28 protein-coding genes are annotated in these 17,345 nt (G+C 66.1%); all 28 read left to right on the top strand.

Annotation, left to right across the window (positions count from 1 at the left end; genetic code table 11):
* The first annotated feature begins 79 nt into the window (after positions 1-79).
* The 28 genes from J2847_RS06745 (at position 80) to J2847_RS06610 (ending at position 17,261) form a co-directional block, all read left to right on the top strand.
* Entirely contained in the window at positions 80-793 is a 714-nt protein-coding gene (locus tag J2847_RS06745; RefSeq protein ID WP_209778126.1) for a DJ-1/PfpI family protein, read from the top strand.
* 278 nt (positions 794-1,071) lie between these two features.
* A complete protein-coding gene (rpsL, locus tag J2847_RS06740) occupies positions 1,072-1,443 on the top strand; it encodes a 30S ribosomal protein S12 (RefSeq protein ID WP_012973201.1) in 372 nt (123 codons plus the stop codon).
* Positions 1,444-1,455: 12 nt separating this feature from the next.
* Entirely contained in the window at positions 1,456-1,926 is a 471-nt protein-coding gene (gene rpsG / locus J2847_RS06735; RefSeq protein ID WP_085555139.1) for a 30S ribosomal protein S7, read from the top strand.
* Between the two features lie 27 nt (positions 1,927-1,953).
* Positions 1,954-4,032 carry an elongation factor G gene (fusA, locus tag J2847_RS06730; protein ID WP_209778124.1) on the top strand — a complete coding sequence of 693 codons (2,079 nt, stop codon included), beginning with the start codon at positions 1,954-1,956 and terminating at the stop codon, positions 4,030-4,032.
* A 37-nt stretch (positions 4,033-4,069) separates the two neighbouring features.
* Positions 4,070-5,260: an elongation factor Tu gene (tuf, locus tag J2847_RS06725; protein WP_085555137.1), complete on the top strand. Its 1,191-nt coding sequence runs from the start codon at positions 4,070-4,072 to the stop codon at positions 5,258-5,260.
* 475 nt (positions 5,261-5,735) lie between these two features.
* Positions 5,736-6,044, top strand: a complete 309-nt coding sequence (gene rpsJ, locus J2847_RS06720) for a 30S ribosomal protein S10 (RefSeq protein ID WP_085555136.1) — start codon at positions 5,736-5,738, stop codon at positions 6,042-6,044.
* A 68-nt stretch (positions 6,045-6,112) separates the two neighbouring features.
* Positions 6,113-6,823: a 50S ribosomal protein L3 gene (gene rplC / locus J2847_RS06715; protein ID WP_085555135.1), complete on the top strand. Its 711-nt coding sequence runs from the start codon at positions 6,113-6,115 to the stop codon at positions 6,821-6,823.
* Between the two features lie 5 nt (positions 6,824-6,828).
* Complete coding sequence (gene rplD, locus J2847_RS06710) at positions 6,829-7,449, top strand: 50S ribosomal protein L4 (protein WP_085555134.1); 621 nt, start codon at positions 6,829-6,831, stop codon at positions 7,447-7,449.
* Entirely contained in the window at positions 7,446-7,763 is a 318-nt protein-coding gene (locus J2847_RS06705; protein ID WP_085555133.1) for a 50S ribosomal protein L23, read from the top strand. Before rplD ends, J2847_RS06705 begins: the two co-directional genes overlap by 4 nt.
* A 16-nt stretch (positions 7,764-7,779) precedes the next feature.
* Positions 7,780-8,607, top strand: coding sequence for a 50S ribosomal protein L2 (rplB, locus tag J2847_RS06700; protein ID WP_085555132.1), 828 nt, complete (start codon positions 7,780-7,782; stop codon positions 8,605-8,607).
* 12 nt (positions 8,608-8,619) lie between these two features.
* Complete coding sequence (gene rpsS / locus J2847_RS06695) at positions 8,620-8,898, top strand: 30S ribosomal protein S19 (protein ID WP_012973209.1); 279 nt, start codon at positions 8,620-8,622, stop codon at positions 8,896-8,898.
* Between the two features lie 3 nt (positions 8,899-8,901).
* Entirely contained in the window at positions 8,902-9,297 is a 396-nt protein-coding gene (gene rplV / locus J2847_RS06690; RefSeq protein WP_085555131.1) for a 50S ribosomal protein L22, read from the top strand.
* A complete protein-coding gene (gene rpsC / locus J2847_RS06685; RefSeq protein ID WP_085555130.1) occupies positions 9,297-10,046 on the top strand; it encodes a 30S ribosomal protein S3 in 750 nt (249 codons plus the stop codon). Before rplV ends, rpsC begins: the two co-directional genes overlap by 1 nt.
* 12 nt (positions 10,047-10,058) lie before the next feature.
* Positions 10,059-10,490: a 50S ribosomal protein L16 gene (gene rplP, locus J2847_RS06680; protein WP_085555129.1), complete on the top strand. Its 432-nt coding sequence runs from the start codon at positions 10,059-10,061 to the stop codon at positions 10,488-10,490.
* A complete protein-coding gene (gene rpmC / locus J2847_RS06675; protein WP_085555128.1) occupies positions 10,487-10,693 on the top strand; it encodes a 50S ribosomal protein L29 in 207 nt (68 codons plus the stop codon). The genes rplP and rpmC overlap by 4 nt, the downstream gene beginning before the upstream one ends.
* 13 nt (positions 10,694-10,706) lie before the next feature.
* Positions 10,707-10,961 carry a 30S ribosomal protein S17 gene (gene rpsQ / locus J2847_RS06670; RefSeq protein ID WP_085555127.1) on the top strand — a complete coding sequence of 85 codons (255 nt, stop codon included), beginning with the start codon at positions 10,707-10,709 and terminating at the stop codon, positions 10,959-10,961.
* Between the two features lie 19 nt (positions 10,962-10,980).
* A complete protein-coding gene (rplN, locus tag J2847_RS06665; protein WP_085555126.1) occupies positions 10,981-11,349 on the top strand; it encodes a 50S ribosomal protein L14 in 369 nt (122 codons plus the stop codon).
* Positions 11,349-11,666 carry a 50S ribosomal protein L24 gene (rplX, locus tag J2847_RS06660; RefSeq protein WP_085555125.1) on the top strand — a complete coding sequence of 106 codons (318 nt, stop codon included), beginning with the start codon at positions 11,349-11,351 and terminating at the stop codon, positions 11,664-11,666. The genes rplN and rplX overlap by 1 nt, the downstream gene beginning before the upstream one ends.
* A gap of 10 nt (positions 11,667-11,676) precedes the next feature.
* On the top strand, positions 11,677-12,219 hold the full coding sequence (gene rplE / locus J2847_RS06655; protein WP_085555124.1) for a 50S ribosomal protein L5: 543 nt from the start codon (positions 11,677-11,679) through the stop codon (positions 12,217-12,219).
* 15 nt (positions 12,220-12,234) lie between these two features.
* The gene (gene rpsN, locus J2847_RS06650; protein ID WP_085555123.1) at positions 12,235-12,540 is read left to right on the top strand and encodes a 30S ribosomal protein S14; all 306 of its coding nucleotides are present in this window, start codon (positions 12,235-12,237) and stop codon (positions 12,538-12,540) included.
* A gap of 13 nt (positions 12,541-12,553) precedes the next feature.
* Positions 12,554-12,952 (top strand): 30S ribosomal protein S8, encoded by a 399-nt coding sequence (gene rpsH / locus J2847_RS06645; protein WP_085555122.1) that lies wholly within the window; start codon positions 12,554-12,556, stop codon positions 12,950-12,952.
* Between the two features lie 12 nt (positions 12,953-12,964).
* Positions 12,965-13,498, top strand: coding sequence for a 50S ribosomal protein L6 (gene rplF / locus J2847_RS06640; protein WP_085555121.1), 534 nt, complete (start codon positions 12,965-12,967; stop codon positions 13,496-13,498).
* 5 nt (positions 13,499-13,503) lie between these two features.
* On the top strand, positions 13,504-13,866 hold the full coding sequence (gene rplR, locus J2847_RS06635) for a 50S ribosomal protein L18 (RefSeq protein ID WP_209778120.1): 363 nt from the start codon (positions 13,504-13,506) through the stop codon (positions 13,864-13,866).
* A gap of 12 nt (positions 13,867-13,878) precedes the next feature.
* Complete coding sequence (gene rpsE, locus J2847_RS06630; RefSeq protein WP_085555119.1) at positions 13,879-14,448, top strand: 30S ribosomal protein S5; 570 nt, start codon at positions 13,879-13,881, stop codon at positions 14,446-14,448.
* Between the two features lie 2 nt (positions 14,449-14,450).
* Positions 14,451-14,642, top strand: a complete 192-nt coding sequence (gene rpmD, locus J2847_RS06625; RefSeq protein WP_209778119.1) for a 50S ribosomal protein L30 — start codon at positions 14,451-14,453, stop codon at positions 14,640-14,642.
* A gap of 4 nt (positions 14,643-14,646) precedes the next feature.
* The gene (rplO, locus tag J2847_RS06620) at positions 14,647-15,135 is read left to right on the top strand and encodes a 50S ribosomal protein L15 (RefSeq protein ID WP_085555117.1); all 489 of its coding nucleotides are present in this window, start codon (positions 14,647-14,649) and stop codon (positions 15,133-15,135) included.
* Positions 15,136-15,273: 138 nt separating this feature from the next.
* On the top strand, positions 15,274-16,614 hold the full coding sequence (gene secY, locus J2847_RS06615) for a preprotein translocase subunit SecY (protein WP_209778117.1): 1,341 nt from the start codon (positions 15,274-15,276) through the stop codon (positions 16,612-16,614).
* On the top strand, positions 16,614-17,261 hold the full coding sequence (locus J2847_RS06610; protein WP_085555115.1) for an adenylate kinase: 648 nt from the start codon (positions 16,614-16,616) through the stop codon (positions 17,259-17,261). Before secY ends, J2847_RS06610 begins: the two co-directional genes overlap by 1 nt.
* Positions 17,262-17,345: the final 84 nt, after the last annotated feature.

Raw genomic sequence — 17,345 nt, 5'->3', positions numbered from 1 at the left:
GAGTTCCGCGAGGGACGCGCCCTTTTCCTTTTCAAGGACCGGGGTTAGGCTCGGGCTCCCCCGGCTCGCGAGGTGCGCCATGACCGATCGTCCACCCCGCTTCGGGTTGCTGCTGTTCCCCGACTTCACGCAGCTCGACCTGACCGGGCCCTACGAGGTGCTGGCGCGGGTGCCCGGAGCTGAGACGCATCTGTTGTGGAAGGATCTCGACCCGGTCCGCTCCGACACCGGCCTGCGCATCCTCCCGACGACCGTCTTGGCGGATTGTCCCGACCTGGATCTCCTGCTGGTTCCCGGCGGCGCCGGAATCCACGCGCTTCTCGGGGATGACGCGGTGCTGGCCTTCCTGCGGGCGCAGGCTCGCACCGCGCGCTTCCTCGCCGGGATCTGCACCGGGTCGCTGGTGCTGGGCGCCGCCGGTCTTCTGAGAGAGCGCCGGGCGGGCACTCATTGGGCGTCCCGCGATTTCCTGGCCGCGTTCGGGGCCGAGCCGGTCGACCGGCGCGTGGTGGTGGACGGCAACCTCTTCACCGGGGGCGGGGTGACGGCCGGCATCGACGTCGCCCTGACCATCGTCGCGGCGCTGTTCGGCGAGGAGCGCGCCAAGCTGATCCAGCTCTCCATCGAGTATGATCCCAAGCCGCCGTTCGATGCCGGTTCGCCGGCGGGGGCGGGGGAGGATCTGACCGCCTTGCTGATGGAACGGATGGGCCCGATGCTCGCCGCGCGTTCGGCGGCGGTGCGGGCGGCGGTGCGGGCGGCGGTGGCCCGGCTCGACGCGGCGGAGCCGTGAAGCGCGCGGCTCGGCGACGGAAAACAGGCAGCGGATGCTGTGATTTGCGCGCTTGACGCCCCTTGGCCGCTTCCCTATAGTCCGCGAACTTCAAAGGGACCCTGGGGCGGAGTGTATCCGCTCATGGCCATCCGGATGAACCCATCGACATAGCCGGTCGAAGCGATTTGGTCGGCGCTTGCTCATTCGGCCCGCTCGAAGCGGCAACGCTTCGCAGGCGGGCTTTTGCATCGTCCGGCTCCGCCGGACGAATCGTCTTGAAGGGATAAAGGGCAGCTATGCCGACGATCAACCAGTTGATCCGTAAGCCGCGCGAGCCGTTGGCCGCGCGCAACAAGGTTCCGGCCATGGAGGCCTGCCCGCAGAAGCGCGGCGTGTGCACCCGTGTCTACACCACGACGCCGAAGAAGCCGAACTCGGCCCTTCGTAAGGTCGCCCGCGTTCGTCTGACGAACGGCTTCGAGGTGACCAGCTACATTCCGGGTGAAGGCCACAACCTTCAGGAGCACTCGGTGGTCATGATCCGCGGCGGTCGTGTGAAGGACCTTCCCGGTGTGCGCTACCACATCATTCGCGGCACGCTGGATACCCAGGGCGTCAAGGATCGTAAGCAGCGCCGTTCGAAGTACGGCGCGAAGCGTCCGAAGTAAGGAGAACTCACGATGTCCCGTCGTCATCGCGCCGAGAAGCGTGAAGTCCTGCCGGACGCCAAGTATGGCGACCGCGTTCTGACCAAGTTCATGAACTGCCTGATGCTGGACGGCAAGAAGTCGGCCGCCGAAGGCATCGTCTACGGCGCGCTCGGCCGCATCGAGGTCAAGACCAAGAACGATCCCGTTCAGGTCTTCCACGACGCGCTCGCCAACGTGAAGCCGCACCTGGAAGTCCGTTCCCGCCGCGTCGGCGGTGCGACCTACCAGGTTCCGGTCGAGGTCCGCTCGGACCGCGCCCAGGCACTGGCCATCCGCTGGCTGATCAGCGCCGCCCGCGCCCGCTCGGAAAACACCATGACCGAGCGTCTGTCGGGCGAGCTGCTCGACGCCGCCAACCAGCGCGGCACCGCCGTCAAGAAGCGCGAAGACACGCACCGCATGGCGGAAGCCAACAAGGCGTTCTCGCACTACCGCTGGTAAGGCCTCCGTCGCTCCGGGTGATCGTTCATGCCCCGCTCGCACGCTCTCGACCGTTACCGCAACATCGGCATCATGGCCCACATCGATGCCGGGAAGACGACGACGACCGAGCGCATCCTGTTCTACACCGGCAAATCCTATCGGATGGGCGAGGTCAATGACGGCACCGCCGTCATGGACTGGATGGAGCAGGAGCAGGAGCGGGGGATCACGATCACCTCGGCGGCGACGACCTGTTTCTGGCGCGACCACCGCATCAACATCATCGACACGCCCGGCCACGTCGACTTCACCATCGAAGTCGAGCGGTCGTTGCGCGTCCTCGATGGTGCCGTCGCCATTTTCGATTCGGTGGCGGGGGTGGAGCCCCAGACGGAAACCGTGTGGCGGCAGGCCGACAAGTACGGCGTGCCGCGCATGGGCTTCATCAACAAGATGGACCGCGTCGGCGCCGATTTCGACGGCTGCGTCGCGATGATGAAGGAGCGGCTGGGCGTCGTCCCGCTGGTCCTCCAACTGCCCATCGGGTCCGAGGCCGCCTTCGTCGGCGTCGTCGATCTGGTGGAGATGCGCGCCACCGTCTGGAAGACCGAGACGCTGGGCGCCGAATTCCACCACACCGAAATTCCCGAGGATCTGAAGGACGCGGCGGTCCAGGCGCGGCAGGCGCTGCTCGACGCCGTCCTCGACCTCGACGAGGCGGCCACGGCCGCCTATCTGGAAAACGGCGCGGAGCCCTCGCCGGAAACGCTGCGCGCCTGCATCCGCAAGGGCACCATCGCCGGCTCCTTCGTTCCGGTTCTCTGCGGGTCCGCCTTCCGCAACAAGGGCATCCAGCCGATGCTCGACGCGGTGGTCGATTACCTGCCGGCCCCGGTCGACATCGGCGCCGTCAAGGGCCACCCGGTCGGCGACGCCGGGACGGACGAGCGCGCGGCCAACGACGACGCCCCCTTTTCGGGCCTCGCCTTCAAGGTGATGAACGATCCCTATGTCGGGCCGTTGACCTTCTTCCGCGTCTATTCCGGCACCGTGAGTGTCGGCGACACCGTGGTGAATCCGGTGAAGGGCGAGCGCGAGAAGATCGGCCGCATGCTGCTGATGCACGCCAACAGCCGCGAGGACATCGAGCGCGCCCACACCGGCGACATCGTCGCCTTCGCGGGGCTGGAGTTCACCGGCACCGGCGACACGCTGTGCGATCCGGCCAAGCCGATCGTGCTGGAGCGGCTGGACGTTCCCGAGCCGGTCATCGAGGTGGTGGTCGAGCCGCGCACCGACGCCGACCACGATCGGATGAGCGCCGCGCTCGGCAAGCTGACCCAGGAGGACCCGTCGTTGCAGGTGTCGGTCGACCGCGAGAACGGCCAGACCATCATCCGTGGCATGGGCGAGCTGCATCTGGAGATCGTCGTCGACCGCATGAAGCGCGAGTTCCGCGTCGACGCGGCGGTCGGCACGCCGAAGGTCGCCTACCGCGAGACGATCACCCGCAAGGCCGAGATCGACCACACGCACCGCCGGCAGACCGGCGACCGCGCGCAGTTCGCCCGCGTCGCGCTGGTCTTCGAGCCGCTGGCGCCGGGATCGGGCTTCGTGTTCGAGAACCGCGCCGCCGCGGCCGCGGTGCCGAAGGAGTTCGTCGTCGGGGTGCAAAAGGGGCTCGAGGCGCTGCGCGACGGCGGTGTCGTCGCCGGCTTCCCGACGGTGGACGTCAAGGCGACGCTGACCGACGGCGCCTTCCACGACGTCGATTCCTCGACCCTGGCTTTCGAGCTGGCGACCCGCGCCGCCGCCCGCGACGGGCTGGCGAAGGCTGCGCCGGTGCTGCTGGAGCCGCTGATGCGGGTCGAAATCATCACGCCGGAAGACTATATGGGTGACGTGATCGGCGACCTGAACGGCCGCCGGGGGCAGATCACCGGCATGGACCGGCGCGGCAACGCGCAGGTCGTCACGGGGCTGGTTCCCCTGGCGTCCATGTTCGGTTATGTGAACTCCCTGCGCTCGATGAGCCAGGGCCGCGCGCAGTACAGCATGCAGTTCGACCATTATGAGCCGGTGCCACAGGCCATCGCGGACGGCGTCCGCGCCAAGGTGGCCTGAAAACCGCTGGAACGATTGAGAAACGGAGAGACCGACCATGGCTAAGGCAAAGTTCGAGCGGAACAAGCCGCACTGCAACGTTGGCACGATCGGCCACGTCGACCACGGCAAGACGTCGCTGACGGCGGCGATCACGAAGGTGCTGGCGGAGTCCGGCGGCGCGACCTTCACCGCCTACGATCAGATCGACAAGGCGCCGGAAGAGAAGGCGCGCGGCATCACGATCTCGACCGCCCACGTCGAGTACGAGACGACCAACCGCCACTACGCGCACGTCGACTGCCCCGGCCACGCCGACTACGTGAAGAACATGATCACCGGCGCGGCCCAGATGGACGGCGCGATCCTGGTGGTGTCGGCCGCCGACGGCCCGATGCCGCAGACCCGCGAGCACATCCTGCTGGCCCGCCAGGTCGGCGTTCCGGCGCTGGTGGTGTTCATGAACAAGGTCGACATGGTCGACGATCCGGAGCTGCTGGAGCTGGTCGAGCTGGAAGTGCGCGAGCTGCTCTCGTCCTACCAGTTCCCGGGCGACGACATTCCGATCACCAAGGGCTCGGCCCTGTGCGCGCTGGAAGACCGTTCGCCGGAGATCGGCCGTGACGCCGTTCTCGCGCTGATGAAGACGGTGGACGAGTACATCCCGCAGCCGGAGCGTCCGGTCGACCGTCCGTTCCTGATGCCGATCGAGGACGTGTTCTCGATCTCGGGCCGTGGCACCGTGGTGACCGGCCGTGTCGAGCGCGGCATCGTCAAGGTCGGCGAGGAAGTCGAGATCGTCGGCCTGAAGGCCACGGTCAAGACCACCGTGACCGGCGTCGAGATGTTCCGCAAGCTGCTCGAGTCGGGCCAGGCGGGCGACAACATCGGCGCGCTGCTGCGCGGCACGAAGCGCGAGGACGTCGAGCGCGGCCAGGTTCTGGCCAAGCCGGGCTCGATCACCCCGCACACCAAGTTCAAGGCCGAGGCCTACATCCTGACGAAGGAGGAGGGCGGCCGCCACACGCCGTTCTTCACCAACTACCGTCCGCAGTTCTATTTCCGCACGACCGACGTGACGGGCATGGTCTCGCTGCCGGAAGGCGTCGAGATGGTGATGCCGGGCGACAACATCGCCATGGACGTGGCGCTGATCGCCCCGATCGCCATGGACGAGGGCCTGCGTTTCGCCATCCGCGAGGGTGGTCGCACCGTCGGCGCCGGCGTCGTCGCCAAGATCGTCGAGTAAGGTTTTTGGTGTCGCGGCCCGGGTCGGGACGGTTCGCCGCTCCGCTCCGGACCGCCGGGTTCTAGCCATCGGGCGCCGTCTCTTCCCAGCAGCCCCCGTGCTGATCCTCTTCTTCCCGCAGCGGGGAGAATCAGGATTGACACGGGGGCTGCGACAACATAGAGATTACGCCCTCTGGATTTTGGGTTGGTGGTAGGCAGGTTCGGCCTAGACGCAGCCCGATGACGAACGGCAAGGCGCACCCCGACAATGGGTCGAGGCGCGCGTCAGCCGACCGGAACATCCCTTCCGCGCCTCGCCGCGCGGGGGATGTTCTTTTTCGTATCGGCCCGTCGCATCGGTCGGAAGAGTCGCCCGTCGCCCGCTTCGGTGGAACGGCGCGCGGCGTCTCGTCGCCTGCGGTTCGCGGAAGTTTGTGAAGAGGTTCCGGTGGCGCGTCCGCGTCACCGCTACGAGGTGCAAGGGACGTTTGGACATGGACAGCCAGAACATCCGCATCCGCCTGAAGGCGTTCGATCATCGCGTGCTCGACCAGTCGACCAGCGAGATCGTCAACACCGCCAAGCGGACCGGCGCGCGCGTGCGGGGCCCGATCCCGCTGCCGACGCAGATCGAGAAGTTTACCGTGAACCGCTCGCCGCACATCGACAAGAAGTCGCGCGAGCAGTTCGAGATCCGCACCCACAAGCGTCTGCTCGACATCGTCGATCCGACGCCGCAGACGGTGGACGCGCTGATGAAGCTCGACCTCGCCGCCGGCGTGGATGTCGAGATCAAGCTCTGAGTTTTTTTCCGGTTTGGTGAGGGACCTCTCCGGTAAAGCGGATGTCCCTGGTCAGGAGATAAAGAACAATGCGATCCGGTTTGATCGCGCAGAAGGTCGGCATGACCCGCGTCTTCACGGACGACGGCCAGCATGTTCCGGTCACTGTGCTGAAAGTCGACAACTGCCAGGTCGTCGCCGTTCGCACCGAGGACAAGGATGGCTACACCGCCGTCCAGCTCGGCGCGGGTGCCATCAAGGTCAAGAACGTCAACAAGCCTGAGCGTGGGCATTTCGCCAAGGCGCGTGTGGAACCGAAGCGCAAGCTCGCCGAGTTCCGCGTCGACGCCGATGCCCTGATCGAAGTCGGCGCCGAGATCTCGGTGAGCCATTTCGTCGCCGGCCAGTATGTCGACGTCACCGGCACCTCCATCGGCAAGGGCTTTGCCGGTGCGATGAAGCGCTGGAACTTCGGTGGTCTGCGCGCCACGCACGGCGTGTCGGTGTCGCACCGCTCGCACGGTTCGACGGGCAACCGTCAGGATCCCGGCAAGGTCTTCAAGAACAAGAAGATGGCCGGCCATCTCGGCGACGAGAAGGTCACGGTCCTGAACTTGCAGGTCGTGTCGGTCGACGAGGCCCGTGGTCTGATCCTGCTGAAGGGCGCCGTCCCCGGCGCCGAGGGCGGCTGGCTGCGCATCCGCGACGCCGTGAAGAAGAAGGCGCCGGAAGGCCTGCCCTTCCCGGCGGCCGTCAAGTCGGCTCCGGCGGCGGAAGCCCCGGCCGAGTCGCAGGAGTGAGCGCCATGAAGGCCACGATCAAGAATCTGAACAACGAAGCCGTCGGCGAGATCGAGCTGTCGGACGCCGTGTTCGGTCTGCCGGCCCGCACCGACCTGCTGGCGCGCATGGTGAACTGGCAGCTGGCCAAGCGCCGCTCCGGCAACCACAAGACCAAGGGCATCAGCGAGATCTCCGGCACGACCAAGAAGCCCTACGGGCAGAAGGGCACCGGCCGCGCTCGTCAGGGCTCCATCCGTTCCGCGCAGTTCCGCGGCGGCGCCACCATCTTCGGCCCGGTCGTCCGCTCGCACGAGCATGACCTGACCAAGAAGGTCCGCAAGCTGGCCCTGAAGACCGCCCTGTCGGCCAAGGCCGCCGAAGGCAAGCTGGTCGTCCTCGACGCCGCTTCCTCCGACAGCCACAAGACCAAGGAGCTGGCGGTTCGTCTCGCCACCCTCGGCCTGACCTCGGCGCTGATCATCGATGGCTCGAACCTGGACGAGAATTTCGCCAAGGCGTCGCGCAACATCCCGCTGATCGACCTGCTCCCGGAGCAGGGCGCGAACGTCTACGACATCCTCCGCCGCGACACGCTGGTCCTGACCCGCAACGCGGTCGAGCAACTGGAGGCTCGCCTGAAATGAGCAATCGGTCGAAACCTTCGGTTAGCCAGGAGCGGATGTACGATCTCATCCTCGCTCCGGTCATCACCGAGAAGTCGACGCTGGTGTCGGAGCACAACCAGGTCACCTTCCGCGTGCCGCTCACGGCCACCAAGCCGGAGATCAAGGCCGCCGTTGAAGGCCTCTTCAACGTCAAGGTGACCGCGGTCAACACCCTGATCTCCAAGGGCAAGACCAAGCGGTTCCGCGGCATCATGGGCCGTCGGTCGGACTTCAAGAAGGCCATTGTTACCCTCGCCGAGGGCAACAAGATCGACGTGACCACGGGCATCTGAGCGGGAGTGTGATCCGATGGCTCTGAAGCAATACCGCCCGATTACTCCCTCGCTCCGCCAGCTGGTCATCGTCGACCGCTCGGAGCTGTGGAAGGGCAAGCCGGTCAAGTCCCTCACCGAGGGCCTGACCAAGTCCGGCGGCCGCAACAACACCGGCCGCATCACCGCGCGCCGGATGGGTGGCGGTCACAAGCGCGTCTACCGTCTGGTGGACTTCAAGCGTCGCAAGTTCGACGTTCCGGCCACCGTCGAGCGGCTGGAATACGACCCGAACCGCACCGCCTTCATCGCGCTGATCAAGTACCAGGATGGGACGCTGTCCTACATCCTGGCGCCGCAGCGCCTGAAGGTCGGCGACACGGTCATCTCGGGCGAGAAGGTCGACGTGAAGCCCGGCAACGCGATGCCCCTCAAGAGCATCCCGGTCGGCTCCATCGTCCACAACGTCGAGCTGAAGCCTGGCAAGGGCGGTCAGGTCGCTCGTTCGGCCGGCACGTACCTGCAGCTGGTCGGCCGTGACGGCGGCTACGCCCAGCTGAAGCTGCCCTCGGGCGAGCTTCGCGTGGTGCGCGGCGAGTGCATGGCGACCCTGGGTGCTGTGTCGAACCCCGACCAGATGAACACCAACCTCGGCAAGGCCGGCCGCAAGCGCTGGCTGGGTGTCCGTCCGTCGGTCCGTGGCGTCGCCATGAACCCGATCGACCACCCGCACGGCGGTGGTGAAGGCCGCACCTCGGGCGGCCGTCATCCGGTCACCCCGTGGGGCAAGCCGACCAAGGGCAAGAAGACGCGTCACAACAAGAAGACGGATGGCCTGATCCTGCGCCGCCGTCATTCGAAGTAAGGAGGTCGAACGATGGCACGCTCCGTTTGGAAAGGCCCGTTCGTCGACGGCTATCTGCTCAAGAAGGCGGACAAGAGCCGGGCTTCGGGTCGCAACGAGATCATCAAGATCTGGTCGCGTCGCTCGACCATCCTGCCGCAGTTCGTGGGTCTGACGTTCGGCGTCTACAACGGCCACAAGTTCCTGCCGGTTCTCGTCACCGAGCACATGATCGGTCACAAGTTCGGCGAGTTCGCTCCGACGCGGACCTTCTACGGTCACGCGGCGGACAAGAAGGCGAAGAGGAAGTAACCCATGGGCAAGTCTGCCAATCCCAGCCGGGTCGAGGAGAACGAGGCTCTGGCCCGCAATCCGATGATCCGCACCAGCCCGCGGAAGCTCAACCTCGTCGCCCAGCTGATCCGGAACATGGACGCCAGCCGCGCCGTGGCCGAGCTGACCTTCTCCAAGCGCCGCATCGCCGGCGAGGTGAAGAAGGTCCTCCAGGCCGCGATCGCGAACGCCGAGAACAACCACCAGCTCGACGTCGACCGTCTCTACGTGTCGTCGGCGACGGTCGGTCGCGCTCTGGTGATGAAGCGCTTCCACGCCCGTGCCCGCGGCCGCGGCGCCCGGGTCGAGAAGCTGTTCAGCAACCTGACGATCATCGTCCGCGAGCGTGACGCCGCCGTTGCCGAAGGGGCCGAGTAATGGGTCAGAAAGTCAATCCGATCGGGCTGCGCGTCGGCATCAACCGCACCTGGGACAGCCGGTGGTTCGCCAAGCGCGACTACTCCAACCTGCTGCACCAGGACCTGAAGCTGCGCGGCTACCTGCAGGGCCGCCTGCAGCAGGCCGGCGTGTCGCGCGTCATCATCGAGCGTCCGGCCAAGAAGGCCCGCATCACCATCCACTCGGCCCGTCCGGGCGTGGTGATCGGCAAGAAGGGCGCGGACATCGAGAAGCTCCGTCTCGAGCTGTCGAAGATGACCGGCAGCGAGGTGAGCCTGAACATCGTCGAGATCCGCAAGCCGGAGATCGACGCCCGCCTCATCGCCGAGAACATCGCCAGCCAGCTGGAGCGCCGCGTGGCCTTCCGTCGCGCCATGAAGCGCGCCGTGCAGTCCGCCATGCGCCTCGGCGCCCAGGGCATCCGGATCAACTGCTCCGGCCGTCTGGGCGGGGCGGAAATCGCCCGCATGGAGTGGTACCGCGAGGGCCGCGTTCCGCTGCACACCCTGCGCGCCGACATCGATTACGGTGTGGGCACCGCCAAGACCACCTACGGCACCTGCGGTGTCAAGGTGTGGGTGTTCAAGGGCGAGATCATGGCTCACGACCCGATGGCGCAGGACAAGCGCATGGGCTCCGAGCCGGTGTCGACCGATGGCGAGCCGCGCCGCGATCGTCATGATCGTCGCGACCGCCGCGAGCGCTCCGAGCGCTCCGAACGCGAGTAAAGGGGCCGAGCGATGCTTTCTCCCAAGCGCACGAAATACCGCAAGGCCCACAAGGGCCGCATCCATGGCAACGCCAAGGGTGGCACCGACCTGAACTTCGGCGCCTTCGGCCTGAAGGCCCTGGAGCCGGAGCGCATCACCGCCCGCCAGATCGAGGCGGCCCGCCGCGCGATCACCCGCGCGATGAAGCGTCAGGGCCGCGTCTGGATCCGGGTGTTCCCGGACCTGCCGGTGTCGACGAAGCCCGCCGAAGTCCGCATGGGCTCCGGTAAGGGCACGCCGGAATACTGGGCGGCGCGCGTCAAGCCGGGCCGCATCCTGTTTGAGCTGGACGGCGTGCCGGCGGATGTGGCAAAAACCGCCTTCGCTTTGGCGGCTGCGAAGCTGCCGATCAAGGTCAAGCTGGTGACCCGCCTCGGCGGTGTCGAGGAGGGCGCGGCATGAAGGCCGTAGACATTCGTACGAAGAGCGCGGATGAGCTGAACGATCAGCTCATCCAGCTCAAGAAGGAACAGTTCAACCTGCGTTTCCAGAAGGCTTCCGGCCAGCTGGAGAACACGGCACGGGTGAACGTGGTGCGTCGCGACATCGCCCGCATCAAGACCATCATCGGCGAGCGCGCCCGCGCCGCCGACGCCGGCAAGTAAGGGGGTAATTTCAATGCCTCGCCGCGTTATGCAGGGCACGGTGGTCAGCGACAAGGGCGACAAGACCGTCACGGTTCTCGTCGAGCGCCGCGTCATGCACCCCGTGTACAAGAAGTTCATTCGCCAGTCGAAGAAGTACGCCGCCCACGACGAGGGCAACCAGTTCAAGGTCGGCGATACGGTTTCGATCATCGAATGCCGTCCGATCTCCAAGCGCAAGCGTTGGACGGTCGTGATCGAAGCGGCCGCCGACACCGGCGCCGCGTGATAACGAAAGGTCATAAACCATGATCCAGATGCAAACCAACCTGGAAGTCGCCGACAACAGCGGGGCGCGCCGGGTGCAGTGCATCAAAGTGCTTGGCGGGTCCAAGCGGAAGGTTGCGACCGTGGGCGACGTCATCGTCGTCTCGGTCAAGGAAGCCATTCCGAAGGGCCGCGTCAAGAAGGGCGACGTGCATCGCGCCGTCATCGTCCGCACCGCCAAGGAACTGCGCCGTGACGACGGCTCGGCGATCCGTTTCGACCGGAACGCCGCCGTGCTGATCAACAAGCAGGGCGAGCCGATCGGCACCCGTATCTTCGGGCCGGTCACTCGCGAGCTGCGCGGCAAGAAGTTCATGAAGATCATCTCGCTGGCGCCGGAGGTGCTGTGATGGCTGCCAAGATCAAGACCAAGGACAAGGTCGTCGTCCTGGCCGGCCGCGACAAGGGCAAGACCGGCGAAGTGATCAAGGTCCTCCCCAAGGAGGACCGCGTCGTCGTGCAGGGCGTGAACCTGGTCAAGAAGCACCAGCGTCCCAGCGCCCGCTCGCAGGGCGGTATCGTCGAGTTCGAGGCGCCGATCCACGCCTCGAACCTGGCCCATGCCGATCCCAAGGATGGGAAGCCGACCCGCGTCGGCTTCAAGGTCCTTGAGGATGGCCGCAAGGTGCGTGTCGCCAAGCGGTCCGGCGAAGTCATCGACCTGTGAGGACCCGGGCATGACCGCACGTCTCAAAGAAGTTTACGATTCCAAGATCCGCGCCGCTCTGAAGTCGGAATTCGGCTACAAGAACGACATGGAGATCCCGCGGATCGAGAAGATCGTGATCAACATGGGTGTCGGCGAGGCTGTCGCCGACTCCAAGAAGATCCAGCTGGCCGTCGCCGAGATGACCGCCATCGCCGGCCAGAAGCCGGTGGTGACCAAGTCCCGCAAGTCCATCGCCCAGTTCAAGCTGCGCGAGGGCATGGCGATCGGCTGCAAGGTCACGCTCCGCCGCGACCGCATGTACGAGTTCCTGGACCGTCTGGTGACGATCGCTCTGCCGCGTGTCCGCGACTTCCGCGGCATTCCCGGCAACAGCTTCGATGGCCGTGGCAACTACGCCATGGGCGTCAAGGAGCAGATCATTTTCCCGGAAATCGATTACGACAAGATCGATCAGATCCGCGGAATGGACATCATCATCGTCACCTCGGCGAAGACCGACAAGGAGGCCAAGGCTCTCCTCAAGGCCTTCGACATGCCGTTCGTGAGCTGAGGCTGGAGCACGACCATGGCTAAGACCAGTTCCATCGAAAAGAACAAGCGTCGCGCCCAGCTGGCCAAGCAGTACGCCAACAAGCGTGCCAAGCTGAAGGCCATCGCCAGCGACAAGACCCTCCCGCCGGAAGAGCAGTTCGCCGCCCGCCTCAAGCTGGCCGAACTGCCGCGCAACTCGTCGAAGACGCGTCTGCGCAACCGCTGCGAACTCACCGGCCGCCCGCGCGCGTTCTACCGGAAGTTCAAGCTGTGCCGCGTCATGCTCCGCGAACTGGCCTCGACCGGCCAGATCCCGGGCATGACCAAGTCTAGCTGGTAAGGAGGGTCGAGGAATGTCTTTGAGCGATCCGCTCGGCGATATGCTGACCCGCATCCGCAACGGTCAGCACGCCCGCATGTCCGTTGTGGTGTCCCCGGCGTCCAAGCTGCGCACCAATGTTCTCGAAGTGCTGAAGCGCGAGGGGTTCATCCGCGGTTATTCCGAGGAAGAGCTGCGCCCCGGCGTGAAGAACCTGAAGATCGAGCTGAAGTATCACGAAGGCGAGCCTGTCATTAAGCAGATCGCCCGCGTGTCGAAGCCCGGCCGCCGCGTCTATTCGAAGATCGCCGACCTGCCCCGCGTGTTCAACGGGCTCGGTCTGTCGATCCTGTCGACTCCGCGCGGCGTGATGTCGGACAACGAGGCCCGCGCCGCCAACGTCGGCGGCGAAGTCCTCTGCCGCGTGTTCTAAGGGGGATTCGCGATGTCGCGCATTGGCAAGCATCCTGTGGCGGTCCCGGCCGGCGTTGACGTGAGCGTCAACGGCCAGCTGGTGACGGCCAAGGGCAAGCTGGGTTCGCTCAGCCTGACCCTGATCGACGACATCTCGGCCTCGCTGGAAGACGGCAAGGTCGTGGTGAAGCCGGCAAACGACAGCAAGCGGGCCCGCACCATGTGGGCCACCTCGCGCACCCTGATCAACAACATGGTCACCGGTGTCAGCCAGGGCTACACGATCAACCTCGAGATCAACGGCGTCGGTTACCGCGCGTCCGTGCAGGGCAAGGAGCTGGTCATGCAGCTCGGCTTCTCACACGACGTGAAGTACCCGATCCCGGAAGGCATCGCCATCAAGTGCGACAAGCCGACCGCGATCTCGGTGTCGGGCTACGACAAGCACAAGGTCGGTCAGGTCGCCGCGGAGATCCGTGGTTGGAAGAAGCCCGAGCCCTACAAGGGCAAGGGCATCAAGTACGAGACCGAGACCGTCCTGCGCAAGGAAGGCAAGAAGAAGTAACCGCCATGCTGAAGCCAAAGCAACTCAACGAGCGTCGCAAGCAGCGCGTTCGCACGCAGATTGCCAAGAAGGCCGGCGGGCGCGTTCGCCTCTCGGTCTTCCGGTCGAATCTGCACATCTACGCCCAGCTCATCGACGATGCCAGCGGTCGCACGCTGGCGTCGGCCTCGTCGGCCGAGAAGGAACTGCGCGAGCAGCTCAAGCACGGCGGCAACGTCGAGGCGGCCAAGCGCATCGGCGGCCTGATCGCCGAGCGCGCGAAGGCGGCGGGCGTCTCCGAGGTCGTCTTCGACCGCGGCGGCTACATCTACCATGGCCGGGTCAAGGCCCTGGCCGACGCCGCCCGCGAGGGCGGGCTGTCGTTCTAAGGAGCCCCGGATATGGCACGTGAACAAGGCGGTCGGGACAACCGTGACCGTCAGCCGCGCGAGCGGGAAGAAAGCGAGCTGATCGAAAAGCTCGTCGGGATCAACCGCGTCGCCAAGGTGGTGAAGGGTGGCCGTCGCTTCGGCTTCGCCGCTCTGGTCGTGGTTGGTGACGGCAAGGGCCGCGTCGGCGTCGGATCGGGCAAGGCCCGTGAAGTGCCGGAAGCGATCCGCAAGGCGACCGACCAGGCGAAGCGCGGCATGATCCGCGTTCCGCTGCGCGAAGGCCGCACCCTGCACCACGACTCCAACGGCCACTTCGGTGCCGGCAAGGTCGTGCTGCGCGCCGCCCCGGCGGGTACCGGCATCATCGCCGGCGGTCCGATGCGCGCGATCTTCGAGGCTCTCGGCGTCCAGGACGTCGTGACCAAGTCGATCGGCACGTCGAACCCGCACAACATGATCAAGGCGACCTTCGACGCCCTGACCCAGGTCACCAGCCCGCGTTCCGTCGCGGCGCGCCGTGGTCGTCGTGTGAGCGACATCCTCGGCCGTCGCGAGGCGGGCGCCGGTCAGGAGGCCTGATCATGACCGAGAAGAAGACCGTCGTCGTCACCCAGACCGGCAGCCCGATCGGGCGCAAGCACGACCAGCGCGAGACGCTGGTCGGCCTGGGTCTCAACAAGCTGCACCGGACCCGCGAGCTGGAGGACACTCCGGCCGTGCGGGGCATGATCGCCAAGGTCGCGCACCTGGTCCGCGTCGAGAACGAGGGCTGATGCCATGACCAAGCTCAACGATCTGCGTGACAACGCCGGTGCCCGCAAGGCGCGCATGCGCGTCGGTCGCGGCATCGGCTCCGGCAAGGGCAAGACCGCGGGCCGCGGCGTGAAGGGTCAGACCTCGCGCACCGGCGTCGCGATCAACGGCTTCGAAGGCGGGCAGATGCCTCTGCACCGCCGCCTGCCGAAGCGCGGCTTCCGGAACATCTTCGCCAAGGAATATTCGGTGGTGAATCTGGGCCTGGTCCAGAAGGCCATCGACGCCGGCAAGCTGAACGCCGGCGAGACCGTTGACGCCGCGGCCCTCCAGGCCGCCGGTGTCACCGGCCGGGTGAAGAAGGACGGTGTCCGTCTGCTCGGCAAGGGCGCGCTGACCACGAAGGTTGCCTTCGTCGTCGCCGGCGCGTCCAAGTCGGCCATCGAAGCGGTCGAGAAGGCGGGTGGCAGCGTCACGCTGCCCGCGCCCGCCGCCGACGAAGCCGCCGAGTAAGGTGCCCGGCCGGGCTACCGCTCTTGCGCGGCGGCCCGGGCGGCACTAAAAGAAGCGAAGTCGCGAGGGGCGGCCTGCGTCATGCAGTGCCGCCTCTTTGCACGTATGGGCTCGCACACACGGGACAGGGATCGCACCATGGCATCAGCGGCCGAGCAGCTTGCCGCCAACATCAATTTCGGGGCGTTCTCCAAGGCGACCGAGCTGAAAAAGCGGATTTGGTTCACCTTGGCGGCCCTGATCGTCTACCGGCTGGGCACCTACATCCCGATTCCGGGCATCGACCCGCAGGTTTTGCAGGATGTGTTCAAGCAGCAGGGCGGCGGCATCCTCGGCATGTTCGACATGCTGGCGGGTGGCGCGCTGAGCCGCATGACCATCTTCGCGCTCAACATCATGCCCTACATCTCGGCCTCCATCATCGTGCAGCTGCTGACCGCCGTGTCGCCGCAGCTCGAGGCGATGAAGAAGGAAGGTGAGTCCGGGCGCAAGAAGCTGAACCAGTACACCCGCTTCGGCACGGTGGCGCTCGCCACGGTGCAGGCTTACGGGCTGGCGGTCGGCATCGAGGCGATGCGCGGCTCCTCCGGCGCGGCGGTCCTCGATCCCGGCCTGTTCTTCCGCATCGCCACCGTCATCACGCTGGTCGGCGGCACCATGTTCCTGATGTGGCTGGGCGAGCAGATCACCGCGCGCGGCATCGGCAACGGCATCTCGCTGATCATCTTCGCCGGCATCGTCGCGGAACTGCCGCGCGCGCTGGTGAACACGCTTGAGCTCGGCCGCCAGGGCGCGCTGTCGACGATCTTCATCATCATCATGCTGCTGATGGCGGTGGGCGTGGTGTTCTTCATCGTCTTCATGGAGCGGGCCCAGCGCCGTCTGCTGGTGCAATACCCCAAGCGTCAGGTCGGCAACCGGGTGTTCGGTGGCGAGGCTTCGCATCTGCCGCTGAAGCTGAACACGGCCGGCGTCATCCCGCCGATCTTCGCGTCGTCGCTGCTGCTGCTGCCGCTGACCGCGGTCGGCTTCGCCGGTGGCGAGGGGCCGGAATGGCTCCAGGCGGTGTCGCGCTATCTGGCGCATGGCACGCCGCTCTACATGGCGCTCTACGCCGCGATGATCGTGTTTTTCTGCTTCTTCTACACGGCCATCGTGTTCAATCCAGGCGAGACGGCCGACAACCTGCGCAAGTATGGCGGCTTCATCCCCGGCATCCGCCCTGGCAAGAACACCGCCGACCACATCGACTACGTGCTGACGCGCCTGACGGTGATCGGTTCGGCCTACCTTGTGGCGGTTTGTCTCCTGCCCGAAATCTTGATTTCCCAGCACTCCGTTCCGTTCTATTTTGGCGGCACCAGCCTGCTGATCGTGGTCACGGTCACGATGGACACGGTTGCGCAGATTCATTCCCACCTGCTGGCGCACCAGTATGAGGGTCTGATCAAGAAATCGAAGCTTCGGGGGAGAAAGTAATGAACCTGATACTGCTCGGTCCGCCGGGCGCCGGGAAGGGGACCCAGGCGCGCCGTCTGGAGGACAGCCGCGGACTGATCCAGTTGTCGACCGGCGACATGCTCCGCGCGATGGTCGCGGAGGGTGGGCCGCTCGGCCAGCAGGCCAAGGAGATCATGTCGGCCGGCAAGCTGATGCCGGACGACCTGATGGTCAGCATGATCGGCGAGCGGATTTCCAAGCCGGACGTCACCAACGGTTTCATCCTCGACGGTTTCCCGCGCACCGTGGCCCAGGCCGAGGCGCTCGACGCCATGCTGGCGGAGAAGGGGCTGAAGCTCGACCATGTGATCGAGATGCGCGTCGTCGACGCGGTCCTGGTCGAGCGCGTCACCGGCCGCTACACCTGCGCCAAGTGCGGCAAGGGCTATCACGACGTCTTCGAGAAGCCGAAGGTGGCGGGCGTCTGCGACAGCTGCGGCGGCACCGAGTTCAAGCGCCGTGCCGACGACAACGCCGAGACGGTGACGACCCGGCTCGGGCAGTATCACCAGCAGACCGCGCCCATCCTGCCCTATTACCAGGAGCGGGGCGTGCTGAAGACGGTGGACGGCATGGCCGACATCGACGAGGTGACGCGACAGATCGAGGCGATCCTCGCCCCCTGACGGGGCGGATGGCCGGTCCGGTCGATCGCCCGTCTGGTCATAGGAAAGGCCGCAGTCCCCTGCCGGGGCTGCGGCCTTTTCGTT

Source organism: Azospirillum agricola (genome assembly GCF_017876095.1).
GTDB classification, from domain to species: domain Bacteria; phylum Pseudomonadota; class Alphaproteobacteria; order Azospirillales; family Azospirillaceae; genus Azospirillum; species Azospirillum agricola.
Note: the sequence above shows the minus strand (reverse complement) of the source record. Positions and strands in the feature narration are given on the sequence as shown.

Excerpts from the sequence above, each read along its gene's own strand:
- J2847_RS06745 (WP_209778126.1), top strand. The coding sequence starts at position 80 with ATGACCGATCGTCCACCCCGCTTCGGGTTGCTGCTGTTCCCCGACTTC.
- rpsL (WP_012973201.1), top strand. The coding sequence starts at position 1,072 with ATGCCGACGATCAACCAGTTGATCCGTAAGCCGCGCGAGCCGTTGGCC.
- rpsG (WP_085555139.1), top strand. The coding sequence starts at position 1,456 with ATGTCCCGTCGTCATCGCGCCGAGAAGCGTGAAGTCCTGCCGGACGCC.
- fusA (WP_209778124.1), top strand. The coding sequence starts at position 1,954 with ATGCCCCGCTCGCACGCTCTCGACCGTTACCGCAACATCGGCATCATG.
- tuf (WP_085555137.1), top strand. The coding sequence starts at position 4,070 with ATGGCTAAGGCAAAGTTCGAGCGGAACAAGCCGCACTGCAACGTTGGC.
- rpsJ (WP_085555136.1), top strand. The coding sequence starts at position 5,736 with ATGGACAGCCAGAACATCCGCATCCGCCTGAAGGCGTTCGATCATCGC.
- rplC (WP_085555135.1), top strand. The coding sequence starts at position 6,113 with ATGCGATCCGGTTTGATCGCGCAGAAGGTCGGCATGACCCGCGTCTTC.
- rplD (WP_085555134.1), top strand. The coding sequence starts at position 6,829 with ATGAAGGCCACGATCAAGAATCTGAACAACGAAGCCGTCGGCGAGATC.
- J2847_RS06705 (WP_085555133.1), top strand. The coding sequence starts at position 7,446 with ATGAGCAATCGGTCGAAACCTTCGGTTAGCCAGGAGCGGATGTACGAT.
- rplB (WP_085555132.1), top strand. The coding sequence starts at position 7,780 with ATGGCTCTGAAGCAATACCGCCCGATTACTCCCTCGCTCCGCCAGCTG.
- rpsS (WP_012973209.1), top strand. The coding sequence starts at position 8,620 with ATGGCACGCTCCGTTTGGAAAGGCCCGTTCGTCGACGGCTATCTGCTC.
- rplV (WP_085555131.1), top strand. The coding sequence starts at position 8,902 with ATGGGCAAGTCTGCCAATCCCAGCCGGGTCGAGGAGAACGAGGCTCTG.
- rpsC (WP_085555130.1), top strand. The coding sequence starts at position 9,297 with ATGGGTCAGAAAGTCAATCCGATCGGGCTGCGCGTCGGCATCAACCGC.
- rplP (WP_085555129.1), top strand. The coding sequence starts at position 10,059 with ATGCTTTCTCCCAAGCGCACGAAATACCGCAAGGCCCACAAGGGCCGC.
- rpmC (WP_085555128.1), top strand. The coding sequence starts at position 10,487 with ATGAAGGCCGTAGACATTCGTACGAAGAGCGCGGATGAGCTGAACGAT.
- rpsQ (WP_085555127.1), top strand. The coding sequence starts at position 10,707 with ATGCCTCGCCGCGTTATGCAGGGCACGGTGGTCAGCGACAAGGGCGAC.
- rplN (WP_085555126.1), top strand. The coding sequence starts at position 10,981 with ATGATCCAGATGCAAACCAACCTGGAAGTCGCCGACAACAGCGGGGCG.
- rplX (WP_085555125.1), top strand. The coding sequence starts at position 11,349 with ATGGCTGCCAAGATCAAGACCAAGGACAAGGTCGTCGTCCTGGCCGGC.
- rplE (WP_085555124.1), top strand. The coding sequence starts at position 11,677 with ATGACCGCACGTCTCAAAGAAGTTTACGATTCCAAGATCCGCGCCGCT.
- rpsN (WP_085555123.1), top strand. The coding sequence starts at position 12,235 with ATGGCTAAGACCAGTTCCATCGAAAAGAACAAGCGTCGCGCCCAGCTG.
- rpsH (WP_085555122.1), top strand. The coding sequence starts at position 12,554 with ATGTCTTTGAGCGATCCGCTCGGCGATATGCTGACCCGCATCCGCAAC.
- rplF (WP_085555121.1), top strand. The coding sequence starts at position 12,965 with ATGTCGCGCATTGGCAAGCATCCTGTGGCGGTCCCGGCCGGCGTTGAC.
- rplR (WP_209778120.1), top strand. The coding sequence starts at position 13,504 with ATGCTGAAGCCAAAGCAACTCAACGAGCGTCGCAAGCAGCGCGTTCGC.
- rpsE (WP_085555119.1), top strand. The coding sequence starts at position 13,879 with ATGGCACGTGAACAAGGCGGTCGGGACAACCGTGACCGTCAGCCGCGC.
- rpmD (WP_209778119.1), top strand. The coding sequence starts at position 14,451 with ATGACCGAGAAGAAGACCGTCGTCGTCACCCAGACCGGCAGCCCGATC.
- rplO (WP_085555117.1), top strand. The coding sequence starts at position 14,647 with ATGACCAAGCTCAACGATCTGCGTGACAACGCCGGTGCCCGCAAGGCG.
- secY (WP_209778117.1), top strand. The coding sequence starts at position 15,274 with ATGGCATCAGCGGCCGAGCAGCTTGCCGCCAACATCAATTTCGGGGCG.
- J2847_RS06610 (WP_085555115.1), top strand. The coding sequence starts at position 16,614 with ATGAACCTGATACTGCTCGGTCCGCCGGGCGCCGGGAAGGGGACCCAG.